General features: G+C 69.1%; 12 protein-coding genes. 4 read left to right on the top strand and 8 right to left on the bottom strand.

Annotation, left to right across the window (positions count from 1 at the left end; all coding sequences use genetic code 11):
* Positions 1–31 precede the first annotated feature (31 nt).
* Positions 32–1,759 (top strand): dolichyl-phosphate-mannose--protein mannosyltransferase, encoded by a 1,728-nt coding sequence (locus tag ACYSM9_RS00530; RefSeq protein ID WP_461855027.1) that lies wholly within the window; start codon positions 32–34, stop codon positions 1,757–1,759.
* A gap of 67 nt (positions 1,760–1,826) precedes the next feature.
* The gene (locus tag ACYSM9_RS00525) at positions 1,827–3,656 is read left to right on the top strand and encodes an AMP-dependent synthetase/ligase (protein WP_461855026.1); all 1,830 of its coding nucleotides are present in this window, start codon (positions 1,827–1,829) and stop codon (positions 3,654–3,656) included.
* A 4-nt stretch (positions 3,657–3,660) separates the two neighbouring features.
* On the opposite strand, the gene ACYSM9_RS00520 is transcribed toward ACYSM9_RS00525, so the two are convergent.
* Positions 3,661–4,743 (bottom strand): TIGR01906 family membrane protein, encoded by a 1,083-nt coding sequence (locus ACYSM9_RS00520; RefSeq protein WP_461855025.1) that lies wholly within the window; start codon positions 4,741–4,743, stop codon positions 3,661–3,663.
* 124 nt (positions 4,744–4,867) lie between these two features.
* Complete coding sequence (locus tag ACYSM9_RS00515; protein ID WP_461855024.1) at positions 4,868–5,860, bottom strand: stage II sporulation protein M; 993 nt, start codon at positions 5,858–5,860, stop codon at positions 4,868–4,870.
* Positions 5,861–5,931: 71 nt separating this feature from the next.
* On the opposite strand from ACYSM9_RS00515, the gene ACYSM9_RS00510 reads away from it, so the two are divergent.
* Positions 5,932–6,732: an RDD family protein gene (locus ACYSM9_RS00510; protein WP_461855023.1), complete on the top strand. Its 801-nt coding sequence runs from the start codon at positions 5,932–5,934 to the stop codon at positions 6,730–6,732.
* Between the two features lies 1 nt (position 6,733).
* Here ACYSM9_RS00510 and ACYSM9_RS00505 read toward each other — a convergent pair whose 3' ends face one another.
* The 4 genes from ACYSM9_RS00505 to ACYSM9_RS00490 form a co-directional block, all read right to left on the bottom strand.
* Positions 6,734–7,972, bottom strand: coding sequence for a L,D-transpeptidase (locus ACYSM9_RS00505; RefSeq protein WP_461855022.1), 1,239 nt, complete (start codon positions 7,970–7,972; stop codon positions 6,734–6,736).
* A gap of 64 nt (positions 7,973–8,036) precedes the next feature.
* Positions 8,037–9,503, bottom strand: a complete 1,467-nt coding sequence (ahcY, locus tag ACYSM9_RS00500; protein ID WP_461855021.1) for an adenosylhomocysteinase — start codon at positions 9,501–9,503, stop codon at positions 8,037–8,039.
* Positions 9,504–9,576: 73 nt separating this feature from the next.
* The gene (locus ACYSM9_RS00495) at positions 9,577–9,804 is read right to left on the bottom strand and encodes a Trm112 family protein (protein ID WP_461855020.1); all 228 of its coding nucleotides are present in this window, start codon (positions 9,802–9,804) and stop codon (positions 9,577–9,579) included.
* Between the two features lie 79 nt (positions 9,805–9,883).
* Entirely contained in the window at positions 9,884–10,270 is a 387-nt protein-coding gene (locus ACYSM9_RS00490) for a DUF3499 domain-containing protein (RefSeq protein WP_461855019.1), read from the bottom strand.
* A gap of 117 nt (positions 10,271–10,387) precedes the next feature.
* Here ACYSM9_RS00490 and ACYSM9_RS00485 point away from each other — a divergent pair, with 117 nt between their 5' ends.
* The gene (locus tag ACYSM9_RS00485) at positions 10,388–10,900 is read left to right on the top strand and encodes a metallopeptidase family protein (protein ID WP_461855018.1); all 513 of its coding nucleotides are present in this window, start codon (positions 10,388–10,390) and stop codon (positions 10,898–10,900) included.
* Positions 10,901–10,960: 60 nt separating this feature from the next.
* Here ACYSM9_RS00485 and ACYSM9_RS00480 read toward each other — a convergent pair whose 3' ends face one another.
* Both ACYSM9_RS00480 and ACYSM9_RS00475 read right to left on the bottom strand, forming a co-directional pair.
* Positions 10,961–12,670 (bottom strand): DUF5719 family protein, encoded by a 1,710-nt coding sequence (locus ACYSM9_RS00480; protein ID WP_461855017.1) that lies wholly within the window; start codon positions 12,668–12,670, stop codon positions 10,961–10,963.
* Positions 12,663–16,025, bottom strand: a complete 3,363-nt coding sequence (locus ACYSM9_RS00475) for a glycosyltransferase family 2 protein (RefSeq protein WP_461855016.1) — start codon at positions 16,023–16,025, stop codon at positions 12,663–12,665. Before ACYSM9_RS00475 ends, ACYSM9_RS00480 begins: the two co-directional genes overlap by 8 nt.
* Positions 16,026–16,045 lie beyond the last annotated feature (20 nt).

The raw sequence follows: 16,045 nt of genomic DNA, 5'->3' as shown, positions 1-16,045 counted from the left end.
GCTGCCGGGCCTTCCAGCCGCAAAAGGTAGCATGGGGCTCGTGACCCAGACCTCGACGCGGCCGGCCGGGGCCGGTGAACCCACCCCGGCAGCCTCCCCCACAGGACCAGGGGCACCCGCGGCCCGACCTTCCACAGCAAAGAGCCGCCCCTGGATCAGCCGGCCCGCCGGGGCGTTTACCGTCCAGGCCCTGCAGGCATGGCTCCTGGGCGAGGGGCCTGCCTGGCGGGACTATCCCCTGTCACTGCGCCTCTGGTACGTCCTGGTTCCGGTCCTGACAGCAGTCGCCGCGGGCCTGCTCCGGTTCGTCCGGCTGGAAGTCCCGCACAAACTCGTGTTCGACGAAACCTATTACGTCAAGGACGCCTACTCATATCTGATCAGCGGGTACGAACGCAGCTGGCCGGACAAGGCCAACGATTCCTTCAACGCCGGGGATCCCACGGTCCTGCTGGATACGCCCGAATACGTGGTCCACCCGCCGGTGGGCAAGTGGATGATCGCGGCCGGAATGTGGCTGTTCGGGCCGGACAATCCCTTCGGCTGGCGTTTCGCCGCCGCGCTCACGGGAACACTGACAGTGCTGTTGGTGTCCCTGATTGCCCTGAAGCTGTTCCGTTCCCTCCCCCTGGCCGGCGCCGCAGGTCTGCTCCTCGCCGTCGACGGCCACCACCTGGTGATGTCACGTACCGCGCTGCTTGACGTCTTCCTGACGTTCTGGGTCCTCGCCGCATTCGGCGCCCTGCTGTTGGACCGGGACGACGGACGCCGCCGCCTGGCCCGCCGGCTCGCGCAGGCTGCCGCTTCGAACGGCGGTCAGCCGACGGCCCGCATGCTGCTGGCCGGGCCGTGGCTGGGCATCCGCTGGTGGCGGGTCGTTGCGGGAGTCTGCATGGGGCTGGCGGTGGGCACCAAGTGGTCCGGGCTCTTCTTCCTCGCCGGCTTCGGGATCCTGACCGTGCTCTGGGACCTCAATGCCCGGCGCGTGGCCGGCATCCGCGGCTGGATCAGCGGCGGCGTCATCCGCGACGGACTGCCGGCCTTCGCAAGCATGGTCCCCGTTGCCGGCATTGTCTACGCTGCCACCTGGACGGGCTGGTTCCTGTCCGGCAATGCCTACTTCCGCCACTGGGCGGACAGCAACCCCTCCGCTGAGTGGGGCTGGCTCCCCAATTCCGTCCGTTCACTCATCCACTACCACCTGGAAGCGTACAAGTTCCACCAGGGCCTGAGCTCCGAACACCCGTACCAGGCCAGTGCCTGGAGCTGGCTGGTCATGGGCCGGCCGACGTCGTTCTTCTATGAATCCCCGCCGCAGGGGACCCCGGGCTGCAGCGTGGAGAAATGCACGTCCGCGATCCTGTCTGTGGGGAACCCGCTGGTCTGGTGGCCGGCGGCCATCGCGCTGGTGGTTGTGATTTTTTGGTGGGCCGGGCGCCGGGACTGGCGGGCGGGTGCGGTCCTGGCAGGGGTGGCCGCGGGCTACCTGCCGTGGTTCATGTACCCCGAGCGGACCATGTTCTACTTCTACGCGGTCTCCTTTGAGCCCTTCCTGGTCCTGGCATTGGTCTACTGCCTGGGCCTGGTCCTGGGGCGGGCGGCGGATCCGCCGTGGCGGCGGCGCTCCGGCCTGTACCTGGTGGCCCTGTTCCTGGCCGCGGCCGTCCTGCTGTCGGCGTTCTTCTACCCGGTCTGGACCGGGGAGGTCATCCCCTACGTGGACTGGAAAGTCCGGATGTGGATGCCGTCCTGGATCTAGGGCAGGATTGCATGAGACCCCCTGAGGAGCCGCTGCCGCGGCGTGGCAGCGGAAACGGAGACCTGCTGTGAGAGAAGCAAGCACGGAACTGCTGGTTGAGCTTGACGCCGACAGCAACGTGACTGACCTGCTGCTGGAGCAGCACGCCGCCAACCCCGCCCACGCCCTCTACCGGCGGAAGGGTCCCAACGGATGGGTGGATGTGTCCGCGCAGAAATTCCTGCAGGACGTCAGCGCCCTGGCTAAGGGGCTGATCGCCGGAGGCCTGGAGCCCGGGGACACCGTGGCGGTGATGTCACGGACCTCTTACGAGTGGACGTTGGTGGACTTTGCCATTTGGTTCGCCGGCGGCGTCACGGTGCCCATCTATGAAACCTCCTCCCCGGGCCAGGTTGAATGGATCATCCAGGACGCCGGAGTGCGCCGCGTTTTCGCCGGCGACCGCGCCACCGTCCACCTGGTCAACAGCGTGGTGGCGGAGTCCGCCGCCCTCCGCGACCGCCTGGTCAACGTGGTGCGGATGGATTACGACGGCGAAGCACCGGACCTTGCCAGCCTCGCCGCTGCTGGCGCCGGGGTCAGCGACGCGGAGCTTGAGCGGCACCGGAGCCGTGCCGGGCTGGATGACACCGCGTCCCTGGTGTACACGTCCGGGACCACCGGCAGGCCCAAGGGGTGCGAGATCACGCACGGCAACTTTGCCCTGGTGGCGAAGAACATCGTTGCCTTCCTGCCGGAAATCCTGCAGCACGATAACGCCCGTACGTTGATGTTCCTGCCCTTGGCCCACGTTCTGGCCCGGGCGGTCCAGGTGGTGTGCCTCACTGCCGGAGCAACCTTGGCGCACACCCCCGGCGCGGCGCAACTGCTGGAGGATCTGGGGTCATTCCGGCCCACGTTCCTGCTGGTGGTTCCGCGGATTTTCGAAAAGGTCCGGGCAACGGCGGCGCACAAGGCAGCCCTGGCGGGCAGGGGGCGCCTTTTCGCGGCCGCCTCCGCCGCCGCCATCGACTACTCTCGGGAGCAGGACAGGCAGAGCCGGGGCAAGGGACCCGGCCCCGGGCTGATGTGCCGGGTGCGGCATGCAGTCTACGACCGGCTGCTGTACCCGCGGCTCCGCCAGGCCCTCGGCGGCGAGGTGGGCTACACCGTGTCCGGCGCCAGCCCCCTGGCCTTGGACGACGCCCACTTTTTCCGAGGCGTGGGCATCCCCGTCCTGGAAGGGTACGGACTGACCGAAACCACGGCGCCATGCACGGCCAATACGCCGTCCCGCACCAAGGTGGGCACGGTGGGCATCCCCATTCCCGGAACCACCATCCGCGTGGCGGAGGACGGCGAGATCCTGGTGAAGGGCATCGGAGTCTTCAAGGGCTACCACGCCAACCCCGCAGCCAACGCTGAAGCCTTCGTGGACGGTTTCTTCCGCACCGGCGACTTCGGTGTCCTGGACGCGGACGGGTTCCTGACCGTCACGGGGCGGAAGAAGGACCTGCTGGTGACCGCCGGCGGCAAGAATGTGGCGCCCGGGCCACTGGAGGAACGGATCCGCGCCCACCAGCTGGTGGGACACGCCGTCGTCGTGGGCGACGGCAGGCCGTTCGTGTCAGCCCTGCTCACCCTGGATCCGGAAGGCGTCGCCAACTGGCGCTCGGAACGCGGCCTGCCTCCGCTCCCCCTTCGGGAAGCCGTCACGGACCCACAGGTCCGTGCCGCCGTGCAGGAGGCCGTCGACCACGCGAACCAGCTGGTATCCAAGGCCGAATCGGTGCGGACGTTCGCGCTCCTGGACGCGGACTTCAGCGTGGAATCCGGGCACCTGACGCCGTCCTTGAAACTGAAGCGGGCCGTCGTCGTACAGGACTTTGAGGCGGAGATCGCCAGGCTGTACGGCTGAGCTGCTACGCCTCTTCGGCGGGGCGCTCCTGCGGCGCCACGCCGCGGCGCCGGCGGGTGGGCCAGGTGAGCACCAGGGTCACCAACGCCGTCAGCAGCGCCAGGCCGGCAATGCCAATTCCCGCATCGATCCAGAACTGGCCCGGGAACAGCCTGATCAGTGTGTCATCCAGGCTGAAGGTCCATGACCCGTCGGCGAAGAAGATCCGGTGGAATTCGGTGAAGAACTGCTGCCAGCCCAGGGCCGCCAGCGTGCCGAGGCCAAGGATCAGCACCAGCGTGATGACCGAGCCCGCAAACAGTCCGCGCCGGATCCCGCCGGTGCTCCGCCTGCGCAGGTAGAGGATGGCCACGAGGGCGAGGAGGAGCAGGAGGGTCCCTGCGCCGAATGACGAAAGGATGACCGCCTTCACGTCCGCCATGTGGCTGACTTCGCCGTCCTTGAACAGTTTGTCGCCGCCGCGGTGCACCAAATCACCGAGGTAGCGCGGGCCGGCCCAGTTGCTGAGGTAGTCCACGGCGTAGGAGCCGTAGGTCATCCTGTCGTCGGTGCTGAACCCGTAGCCGTCACCCGGGAACCCGGGACGGTTGTACTCCACCCACAGGAAGAGCGGGCTGGTGACCGCGCGGACGGCCAGGATCAGGAGGATGAACGGGTAGGCGATGGCCAGCAGGACCTGCATGACGCGCGGCGCCACGGGCCGGGCGTTGGCTGCGCTCTCACGCTCGGCGTTGCGGCGTTCCACCTCCTCCTCGGGAGGGCGGACGTGCAGCGCCGACGTAGGCAGGGACTCCCGGAACTCGGAGGAACCGGACTTGCCCTCCGCCGGGTCGTCGGAATGCGCGGCGCGGTGGGAGGGAACAGAAGGTTCGACGGCGGCTTCGGCGGCCTTGCGGTCCGCCCTGCTTTCGGGCTGGGCTGCCTTGTGGATGGCGGCGGCGTCCCCGTCGTCCTGGGCACCGGAGTCTTCCCCGCCGGCGGGCTTCAGCCAGGAAAACGCGGGCTCGTCGGAGTCCCCGGACGTGTCCAGGAAAGGTTCCGGCTGCGGCGCAGCGCTTTTGGCGCGGGCCGGTGTTTCGTCGTTCACAGCAGCGTCACTTCCGTTGGGTTCCGCGCCGGACCCAGTACGCCGGCGCGATTCATTCTGTTGACGAGCCTACCGTCCGGGACTTCGGCACGGCGAGGAACCACCCCGGCTGGATTACAACGATTCAGGCAGCGATTTCCGTGTACCCGGAATCCTCGGGCCGAAGATCCCCGCGTTCCCCGGCGAGGTATGCACGCCGTCCCCACACCAGGACGTACATCCAATACGCGGTAAGCACCGACGCGCCGATCCCGATGCGCGCCCAGGCCGGCAGCGGGCTGGGCGTGACGAACCCTTCCACCAGCCCCGAGACGAACAGCACCAGGACCAGTCCCAGGGCCACCGTGATCAGCGACCGCCCTTCACCGGCCACCGCGCGGCGCCTGGTTTGACGCCCGGGCGACACCATTGCCCAGAAGATACGTAAACCTGCGGCGCAGGCGGTGAAGACGGCGGTGAGCTCCATCAGGCCATGCGGCAGGATGTAGGTGAAGAAGACGTCCGACTTGCCTGCCGCAGCGAAAATGCCGGCCGCGATTCCCACGCCTTGGGCATTGCTGAACAGGATCATCGGCACCCAGGCCCCGGTGATTCCCAGTGCCACCGCCTGCGCGCTGATCCAGGCGTTGTTGGTCCACACGGCGCCGGCAAAGGAGGCCGCGGGGTTTTCCGAGTAGTAGTCGATGAAGTCCTCATTCACGTACCGTGCCGCTTCGGCCTCGGAGGCGACGGCGCGGAGTGCGTCCGGGGATGTCCCCAGCCAGGCGGCGTAGGCAGCGGCGATGATGGCAAACGCGGTACCGCATGCCAGGGTCAGCCACGTCAGCCGGTACAACGCCGCGGGCAGGGCCACCAGGAAGAACCGTGCAAGGTCCGCCATGGCGTTGGACCGGGCCCCGGTGAAACGGGTCCTGGCCAGGGCGAGGGTGGCAGACAGCGAGGCGGACAGCGTGCTTTCGGGAGCCACGGAACGGATCAGGGACAGGTGGCCGGACGCGGCCTGGTACAGCGCCAGCAACTCATCGGCTTCGCCGCCGGTCAGCCTGCGTTTGGCGGCCAGGCCGTGCAGGCGCGACCACTTGTCCGCGTTGACGGCGGAGAAGGCGTCCATATCCACGGCCCCAGCCTAGCGTCCCCGCATTAGACTGTGACCGTCCGCACCCAGCCACGTAGAACAGGGACCGCAGCGTGAGCCTGATAGTCACCGGTGAGGCCGTGGTCCTGGAACTGAGGCCCGCGTCCTTTGCTGCCCGGGCCCTGGGCCTGGCCGTTGACGTGGTTTTCCACGCAGTCCTGCTCGTCGCTGCCCTGCTCGGTTTGTCGGCGGCCGGCCGGGACCTCGATGACGCCGCCGGGCGCGCCCTGGTGCTTTCCGCCGTCGTATTGTGCCTGGTCGTGGTTCCCGTGGCGACGGAGGCCCTGACCAGGGGCCGGTCCCTGGGGAAGCTTGCCACCGGCTTGCGGGTGGTGCGCGAAGACGGCGGCGCCATCCGGTTCCGGCACGCCCTGATCCGCGGGCTGACCGGTTTCCTGGAAATCTACCTGTCGTTCGGCGGACTGGCACTGGCCGCCGCTCTCTTCAACGACAAGTCCAGGCGGGTCGGCGACCTGCTGGCCGGGACCTACTCCGTGCGCGCCCGGGTTCCGGTGGAGCCGGCAGCGCCGGTCTTCGTTCCGCCACACCTGCAGTCCTGGGCCTCGACGGCGGACATCGGGAGGATTCCCGACGTCACGGCGCGCCGGGCCGCACAGTTCATCCGCTCGGCGGTCCGCATGGCCCCGGGGTCCCGGACCGCGATGGCTGCGTCCGTCGCGGCGGAACTGTCCGCGCACGTGGCCCCCGCCCCGCCGCCGGGGACCGGGCCGGAGGATTACCTGGCCGCGGTGGTCGCTGAGCGCAGGGCCAGGGAACTCAGCAGGCTGGCCAGGTCCCGCCACCGGAACGCCGTGGTGGGCGAGCGGCTGCAGAAGCTGCCGTTCGGCGGGTGAGCTAGTTGTCGTACTCGTTCCAGGGGATGTTCCAGTCCCCGTAGCCGTCGGTGTGGGCGGCGTAGTCGCCCTCGGTGTTGATGATCTGCACCACGTCCCCGGTGCCCATGTTGTCGAATACCCACGCTGCGCCGTCGGGCAGGAAGCCGATGCAGCCGTGGGAGACGTTGGTGTTTCCGATGTAGGGGTAGGCGGACTCCAGTGCCTGGTGGATGTAGGCGCCGCTGAGGGTCAGGCGGATGGTGTATTCGACGTCGGCTTCACCGTAGTAGGCCGGATCGTCGGGCTTCAGCCCGATGCTCGATGCCCGGAAGTGGTCATACCGGTTCTTCTCCATCAGCACCGCGTAGCCCTTGGCCGAGGGGAAGCGCTTGTCCCCCATGCTCACGGGCAGGGTCTTGACCGGCTGGTCGTTGATGCTGAGCGTGAACGTGTGGGCAGTGGCATCGGCGACGGCCACCTTCTTGTCACCGATGGAGACGTTGACCTTCTTGTTGAAGTTGGCAATCTGGCCGTTGCCCAGGTCAACGCCGAAGAGCTGCATGTCCATGGTGATCGTGGAGTTTGCTGTCCAGAAGTTTTCCGGGCGGTACCGGACCATGGTGTCGCTGTACCAGTGGAAGGCGCCCTTTTGCCCCGCGGTGGTGGTGATGGTGATGGCCTTTTCCACCGCGTCGCGGTTGACCACCGGCTCGCTGAAGATGATCTGCAGGGGCTGGCCGACGCCCACCTTCATGCCGTTCAGCGGGTAGATGGCGGCGTCGGCTTCGTGCGAGCTGGAGACGGTGTTGAAGGACTGGGTGGTGCTCGTTTCGCGTCCCGCAGCGTCCTTGACCACGTACGTGTAGCTGTAGTCGGTATTGAACTCCAGGGGCCCGGACGCGGTCCATGCCGTGCGGTTGGAGTCGATGCTGCCCTCGATGATCTTTCCGGCGGTGCTGGTCAGGGTGACCCGCTCGATGGTGCCGTTGCCCACCTTCAGGGAGACAGGAGCGGCGGGGTTCACTTGCTTGGCACCGTTGGCCGGCGCCGCGTCAAGGGTCACCGGGGGGACCACGGGCGAAGCGATGCCGGGCGAGGTGCGCAGCGCCGAGCCGGCCTCCGATTCCAGGAGCCCGCCGGCAAGTCCCGGTGCGACGGCGGCGAAGACCCCTCCGACGGCGGCCAGCACGCAGACGGCAGCCACGGCAAGGATTTTCTTCACTGTCCCCCGGCGCCGGGGCTTCACATCAGGCTCCATGTTTTCGATCCTAGGCGCAAAAAATAACGGCCCGGACGCGTTGCGGCGCCCGGGCCCTTACATCTCAGTAACGGTAGTGTTCCGGCTTGTACGGGCCGGCGACGTCGATGTCCAGGTATTCCGCCTGGTCCTTCGTCAGTTCGGTGAGCTCCACTCCCAGGGCGTCCAGGTGCAGTCGGGCAACCTTCTCATCCAGGACCTTGGGCAGGACGTAGACCTCGTTGGCGTATTCCTGCTGGTCCTTCTTGGTCCACAGCTCGATCTGCGCGATGGTCTGGTTCGCGAAGGAGTTGCTCATGACGAAGGACGGATGCCCCGTGGCGTTGCCCAGGTTCAGCAGGCGGCCCTCGGACAGGACGATGATGGAACGCTCTGCACCGGTGCCTTCATCGAAGACCCACTCGTGGACCTGCGGCTTGATTTCCACCTTCTTGACGCCGGGGATGCGGGCCAGCCCGGCGATGTCGATTTCGTTGTCGAAGTGCCCGATGTTGCCCACGATGGCCTTGTTCTTCATGCCCGCCATGTGCTCGGCCATGATGACGTCCTTGTTGCCGGTGGTGGTGATGAAGATGTCCCCCTGCGCCAGGACAGACTCCAGCTTGGCCACCTGGTAGCCGTCCATTGCAGCCTGCAGGGCGCAGATCGGGTCGATCTCCGTGACGATCACGCGTGAGCCCTGGCCGCGGAGCGCCTCGGCAGCGCCCTTGCCGACGTCGCCGTAGCCGCAGACGACGGCGACCTTGCCGCCCATGAGCACGTCGGTGGCCCGGTTGATGCCGTCGGGCAGGGAGTGCCGGATGCCGTACTTGTTGTCGAACTTGCTCTTCGTGACGGAGTCGTTGACGTTGATTGCCGGGAAGAGCAGCTTGCCCTGGTCCGCGAGCTGGTAGAGGCGGTGCACGCCGGTAGTGGTTTCCTCACTGACGCCCTTGATGGTGGCGGCCGTGCGGGTCCACTTTTGCGGGTCGGCGGCGATGGAGCGCCGCAATACCTCCAGGAAGATGCCGTATTCCTCGGAGTCCTCCTCCGCCGCGGACGGAACGGCGCCCAGTGCCTCGAACTCGACGCCCTTGTGGACCAGCATCGTGGCGTCGCCGCCGTCGTCAAGGATCATGTTGGGGCCCAGCTCAGGGTTTGACTCCGCGCCCGGCCAGGTGAGGATCTGCTCGGCGGTCCACCAGTATTCCTCAAGGGTTTCGCCCTTCCAGGCGAAGACCGGGACGCCTTGCGGGTCCTCAACGGTGCCGGTGCCCACGACGACGGCCGCGGCGGCCTCATCCTGGGTGGAGAAGATGTTGCAGGAAGCCCAGCGGACCTCGGCGCCCAGCGCGGTGAGGGTCTCGATCAGGACCGCCGTCTGAACCGTCATGTGCAGCGAGCCTGCGATCCGGGCGCCCTTGAGTGGCTGGGTGGGTCCGAATTCCTCGCGCAGGGACATCAGCCCGGGCATCTCGTGCTCGGCCAGGCGGATCTGGTGCCGTCCTGCTTCAGCCAGGGAGATGTCGGCAACCTTGTAGTCAAACGTCATGGGTGGTCCTTTGCTGTGTCCGGGTTCCGTCCGGTTCCCGTGCTGCTGGGTTCTGAAAGTCGTACGGGCGGAACTAGCGCGCCGCGGCGTCCGAATCGTGCTGGTCCGAGCCGGCGGACGCTGCCGCGGCCAACAGTTCCGGCGGCAGCAGCAGGGGGATCCCGTCCTCGATGGCGTAGCGGTTCTTCACGCCGTCCTGCCCGGCCGCGGTGGCGACGAGTTCTTCGCCTTCCTGGACCAAGGGGGAACCGGTCACGGGGCAACGCAGGACGGACAACAGCTCGGGGCTGATCTTTGGCATTTGTTCATGCTCCCTGGCGGGCGCGCTCGCGCCGGTAGCGGAAAAGATGTGCAGCCTCCAGCGTACCGCCAGATGCGCCCTAGGACGGTTCCCGCAGGACCCGCAGGTGCCCGCGGCGGACCCCTTCGGCCCCCGGCGGCGCTTCCAGTGCGGCATGGTGCCCGCGCTGCGCCGGCGGCTGCGCCTCCGGCGGCAGGGCAGCGGCGTCGCGCACCGCGTTGGCGAGGGCCAGCAGGTCGTCCGGCCCGGGCTGCTGCGGCGTTGACGGCATCGCCAGGCGCAGGACTTCCCAGCCGCGGGGAACTGTCAACGAGTCGGCGTGCTGCTCGCAGAGGTCGTAGCAGTGCGGTTCGGCATAGGTGGCCAGCGGGCCCAGGACCGCGGTGGAATCCGCATAGACGTACGTCAAGGTGGCTACCGCTGACTGGCGGCAGGCAGACCTTGAACACTGACGGATAGCTCCCACGACATCCCAGACTACCCCGTTGCGCCGGCGAAACCGCGCATTGCCGGCCCCCCGGACACGTCTTTCCCGCCGGGGCAATGTATCGCGTAAAGCCACGCCCGGGTTTAGAGTCAATATATGCAGTCATCGAACCATGAATCAGGTTTTTCGGTCCGGTTGGCTGACCCGGATGCCCCTGTTGCCCCGGGCGCGGAGCCCGCGGGACGCAGCTTCGTACGGCGCCGCCGCAACCGCCACGGGCGCGGCCTTCGCGGCGAGGTGGTTCTGCCCACCCACCCCGGTTACCGGACACGGTCTGACCGCTTTGACGACATGGTGCTGGATTCCGCCCAGCGGTTGCACGATATCTGGGGCAAAACGCTCGACGGCGTACGCTTCGGCGTTGATGAAATTCCGCCCGACCTTGAGGAACTGGCTGCCAACGCCACCCAGGTGCCGATGGGCTCCTACACCCCCGCAGCCGGAGGGGAAGGGCCCATGATCACGGTGTACCGGCGGGTGGTTGAGCAGGCGTGCTCCTCCGCGGAGGAGCTCCAGGACCTGGTCCACGACGTGGTGGTGGAGCACACGGCCGAGATGCTGGGGGTCGCCCCGGAGACCCTGGACCCCGTCTACCGCCGCCGCTACTGACACGGGCCGCTATTTACGCAGGCAGGTGCCAGGTTCCGCGGCGAGACCGGCCATGCGGCGCTAGAACCCCAGGCTGACGGGCACTGATTCCTGCCCCGCGGCTGCCGGCAGGAACGCCAGTGCCGAGACGTCGTTCCGCCCGTCCTGGCCCAGCAGCACAGCACCATAGGCGGCGTCCCCGGAGGCCGAGACAACATAGCCCACGACGTCGGCCCCGTCGACCTGCCCGGGTATCGCGATCGAAGCCGTGGTGCCGCCGGCGATGTCGGCAGTGGCAGCGGCCCGCACTTTCCCGTCGGCCGTGATCGGGGCGTAGGAAATGGTGGCCCTGGTGTCCAGCGCGCCGAATACCAGTTGGCGCACCCCGCCCTTGGGAACAGGAACGACGTGCTGGCTGCCCAGCCGTACGCCGGAGGCGGCCCAGGCAACATCCGAGGGCTGCCCTGCCTCGAGCCCGCGGCTCATGCGGGCCGCGGCAATGAAAGAGACGTCGGACGAGGCTGCAATGGTGTACTGGCCGGCCGGGACGCCGGCCAGCGACACCTCGGTGACCGCGCCGGCTTTGGCGGTGATGACGCCGCCGGAGGGCAGTGCCTTCTGGCCGTCCCGCCCGTACAGCTTGATTTGCACCACCGCGTCCGAAGCCCCGGGGACCGTTAACTGCAGGGACGGCCCGGCGTCCGCGTATCCGGAGCGTCCGGTGAGGGCAGAGACGCCGGCAGGGTCCTGGATGTCCACGCCGGTGACCACCTGCCGGATGGCGGGGGCGGTCCCGGGTGCGATGAAGTCGACGCCGCCGGGGGTCAGTCCCCGCAGGACGCTTTGCTGGATGGAGGCGGCGACGGGCCCGCCGGTGCTGCGGACATGCACGCTGAGCTGGGACTGGTTTGCCGCCAGCCCGGCAAGGACGACGGACCGGGTGGTGCCCGGGGCGACCAGCAGGCCGCGGCTGCCGGGCGCCTGGATCTTTCCGCCTGGCCCGAACAACTCGAGGCTCACGGTGGCCGGAGTACTGGAAGCATTTGTCAGTGCCAGCACGGATGTGCGTCCGACGGTGGTGCTGGCCCCGGCGAGCCACTGATCGTTCGAGGGCTGGGTGCAGCTCGCCGCGGCACTGCCCTGGAGGTCGCCGTCGCCGGCGGTGTATTTCATGGCAGCGGCCGCGGAGGCGTTCTGGTTTGCCACCGCATTTGCGCTGAGGACCCGCACCTGGTCGGCGGACTTGTCCGCTGCCACTCCGGCGAGGAGTTCCTGCGGCGCGGCCGTGGCAGGTGCCGGGCCTGGATCCTTGGTGATCTCCACTGCCCCGCTGCCGTCGAGGCGTGCCAGCCGGCTGCCGGGCAGCACACCGCCGGCACCCAGCACGGCCGCGGTCACCGTGGTTGCAGCGGTTGCCGACTCCGGCCTGAACTGTGCGTCGGTGCCTGCGTCGGTGCCCTCCAGGAGCCTGGCCGGCCCGGGGCAGACGCCAATGCTGGCTCCGGCGGGGACAGCCGCGGCGGCCGCTGGAATGCTGCGGCTTGACTCCGGCAGGGGCAGCAGCGAGCCGGCCACCACCAGGGCGGTGCCGCCGGCGAGGATGATGGCCCCTGCCGCCGCCCCGGCGACGGCGGCCGTGCGGGCCCTGCCCTTGGACGTGGCTGTGGCACTGCTGCCGGCGCTTTTTCCGTCCCGGCCTTTCCCGGCTCCGGCCGGCGCCGATGCATCCGCTACAGGCTCCGTTACAGCGATATCCGGCTTGCGGGCCGGGGCCGGGGGGTGCTCATGCATGCTGGTGTTCCTTACGCAGGGAGCCTTCATCGCGCGAGAGGCCGGTCCGCGGCCGCTGCGCGGGCATGGGGATGGCGAGGATGACGGTTAAACCAATCACGGTGATCTGGGCAGCAGCAGCCCACCAGGCCCAGGGGTTTTCATAGCGGACCTTGAGCTGGCCGCCTGACGCGGGCAGGGTGAATGCCTGCGCCCAGCCGGATGTGGTTGAGGTCAGCTTCCTGCCATCCAGCCATGCGCTCCAGCCGGGGTCGGCACGCTCGGCAAGAACCACCAGGCGGCCTTCCGGCCCCGCCGGGACAGCGGTGTCGACGTCGGTCTTTCCCGAAGGGAGCTGCCCCACGGTGGCGCCCTGCGGATCGATGATCCGTACGCGGTGGGCGACGTCGGCAGCCTGGACCACCGGCTGGTTCAGCGGGCTGATGCGCCAGAGCCATCCAACGTCCGTCTGCCCCACTGCCACCAAGCCGGGCACGGCGTCCATCCTGCTGGCGGTGAGCTGGGCGGCGGTGTCGGCGGAGCGGAGCACCACGAATCCGGCTCCGAGCTGCTCGAGGTCCTGACGCGGGTCCACGCCCTGGCCGGCCACCAGGGTGGCGACAACCCGCCGGATGGCGGCAGTGACGTCGTCGTCCGTGCGCACCTCTTCGGCCCCAGGGGCGCCGAGGATGTTGCGGGCGGATGCCACGGCCGAGAGGCTGTCAAGCGTGGTCCCGGCCCCGCGGACAAGCGAGGCGGAGAACGTGCCGTCGTCACCGGTGCTGATCAGGAGTGTGCGGGTCTGCTCGGGGCCCGTGCCACGGTCGATGGCCGTGGCAGGAAGGGTCCGCGCCGTCCGGGCTTCCACCAGCCGCGGTGCGCCCAGGGCGTCCCCGGCAGCGGTGACCGGTGCCGGCTGGTCCTCCCGGGCCCCCGCAGCGGATCCCGCCTGGACGGCCGCTGGACGCAGCAGGTTCTGGGCGGACCAGGCTGCCATCCCGGCGAGCGGTCCGGCGAGGAGTACCGCCATGCCCACGGCAGCACCGGCCCGCACCGCCCTCCGGGGCCGGGTTCCGCGGGCGGCAGCGGTATCCCCGCGGGCCAGCAACTGCTCAGCGCCCAGGAGTGCGGCCCCAAGGAGCGCGAACGCGGCGGCGGACACGGCGGGCCCGGTAAAGGGGGTCACCAGCAGGTCCGCGTTCAAGCCGGTGGCGACGTGGCTGGCCAGCCAGCCGAAGGCCAGCGCAATGACCGCGGCAATCCAGAACCACTTTGCGGTACCGGCCCGGCGTCCCGGGACAAAGAGCCCGACGACGGCAAGGGCCAGGACTGGCGCAGCGACCAGCACGGCGAGCAGCAGGGCCCACGGCACGCTCCCGCCGGCAAAGGCCGGCAGTCCCTGCAGGCCGCCCGCGGGGTCGAACTGCAGGGGCTGGCCCAGGATCTGCTGCCACAGCGGGGCTGCGTTGAACGCCAACGGCAGGCCGGGGTCCGCCAGCAGTGCCCGGGGCCGGTCCAGCACGGAGAGCCCGAACGGAATGAACAGTGCGGCGCTGGGAAGCAGCGCCCACCAGACTGTGCGCCCGCGCCGGCCCATCAGGAGGCCGCAGAGCACGACCAGTACTGTGGCGGGGACGAGCAGGGCGGGCGCAGCGGCCGTGGTGGCGGCCAGCGCCAGGCCCGCCGCTGCCGCGGCGGTCCAGGACGGCGTGCCGTTGACTCCTGGTTTGGTGGCGTACTGGTCTCCGGCACGCTCCTCACCGTGGGCAGGTGGCAGGGAGCGTCCATGGCCTGTTGCCGAGCCGGTGGCGCGGAGCAGGCCGAGGACCACCAGCGGAATCATGATGTGGGCAGCCAGGGCACCTGTCCGTCCCTGGTTGAGGGCGACCTGCAGGGCCGGGGCCGCCGCCCAGAAGAGGGCAGCAACGAGGCGAAGGCGGCGCCTGGCAGTCAGGCCGCCGGCTGCGAACCAGGCCGTGAGCCCGGAGAGCGGGGCACCCAGAAGGAGCAGCCAGGCCATGGCCGCGTTGGCGTCTCCCCCGCCGAGGACGCCGATGATCCACAGGACGTAGTCGAACGGGTCACCGTGCCCGGGAAGCCCGGCTCCGAGGGAGGCCCACCAGCCGGATGCATGGTGCCAGATGTCGCCGAGGGTGGCCGAGACGGGAATCAGGGCGCCGCCGGTCACCGCGGGGGCGCGGAAGAGCCCTGCCAGCGCCAGGAGCGAGGCGACAGACGCGATGAGGATGGCCGCCAGGGCGCCGTTGCCGACCCAGCCCCGTTTGCTGACCGCCAACGATGCAAAATCGTCCGCCGCGTCGCCCGTGGGCTGGTGGGCCAGGGGGTCCTGGACGAGGTCGTCGGCTCCGGATCCATCCGAGCCGAGCGCCTCCATCAGGGAGCGGCGGTGGCTCCAGACTTCCCGGCGGGGGGTCTGGAGTTTGCGGATCACTGAACGGCGGATCCGCCGGGTTCTTCGCGCCGCGTGCCGCGCCCTGGCCACCGCCCCGGGGCGCCCCAGGGCAGCGCACGTGGCGAGGAGCTGGGAAATGCCGTGCCCCGGGTCCTTGACGACGATGCTCAGGACAAGTTTGAAGAGGCTGCCCAGGAGGGCTCCGACCGCATGGACGGGGACCATCCAGGGCGGACTGTGCTTCAGGCGCAGGTGGACCTGGGCCTTGCGGGCAGCTGCCGGGTTTCCCAGGGCATGGGGGCGGTGGGCAACGTGGAACATCCGGGCGGCCGGAACCACTACCACGCGGTGGCCGGCAAGGCGGTTCCGCCAGCAGAAGTCGACGTCGTCTCCGCTGCCCGGCAGGGCGGGGTCAAAGCCGCCAAGGTGCTCCCAGATGTCCCGGCGCACCAGCATGCCGGCGGAGTTGACGGCGAAAGTGTCGCTGCGGCCGTCGTACTGGCCCTGGTCCAGCTCATCGGCGTCGATGAGGGTCAGCCGCTCGGCCCAGCGGCTCGTTGACAGCCCGACGTCGATCAGCTTCCGGGGTGCGTGCCAGTCCAACTGCTTGCAGCCGGCCACGGTGACGGACGGAGCCCGCTCGACGGCGCCCAGGAGTTCGGCGAGGGCTTCCGGCGCGGGGGCGGCATCGTCATGGAGCAGCCAGACCCATTCGGTCCTGTCATCTTCGGCCCCCCGGGCCGGTGCCAGCGCTTCGAGGGCGGCGGCAACGGCCGCCCCCATGCCGCCCCTGCCCCGGGGATGGCTGATGACGCTGGCTTCACCCAGGGCCTGCACGAGCAGGCCTGGCGAGGCGTCGGTGGACCCCGTGTCCACACCGACGGCACGGTCCACCGGCCGGGTCTGGCGTGCCAGGGCCGATAAGGTTCTGGGCAGATAGGCACTGCCGTTGTGGGCGACCACAACGGCAGTGACGTGAACAT

The sequence above is a fragment of the Arthrobacter sp. C152 genome (assembly GCF_054890965.1).
The sequence above is the reverse complement of the archived record's forward strand: the minus strand, read 5'-3'. Positions and strand labels throughout refer to the sequence as shown.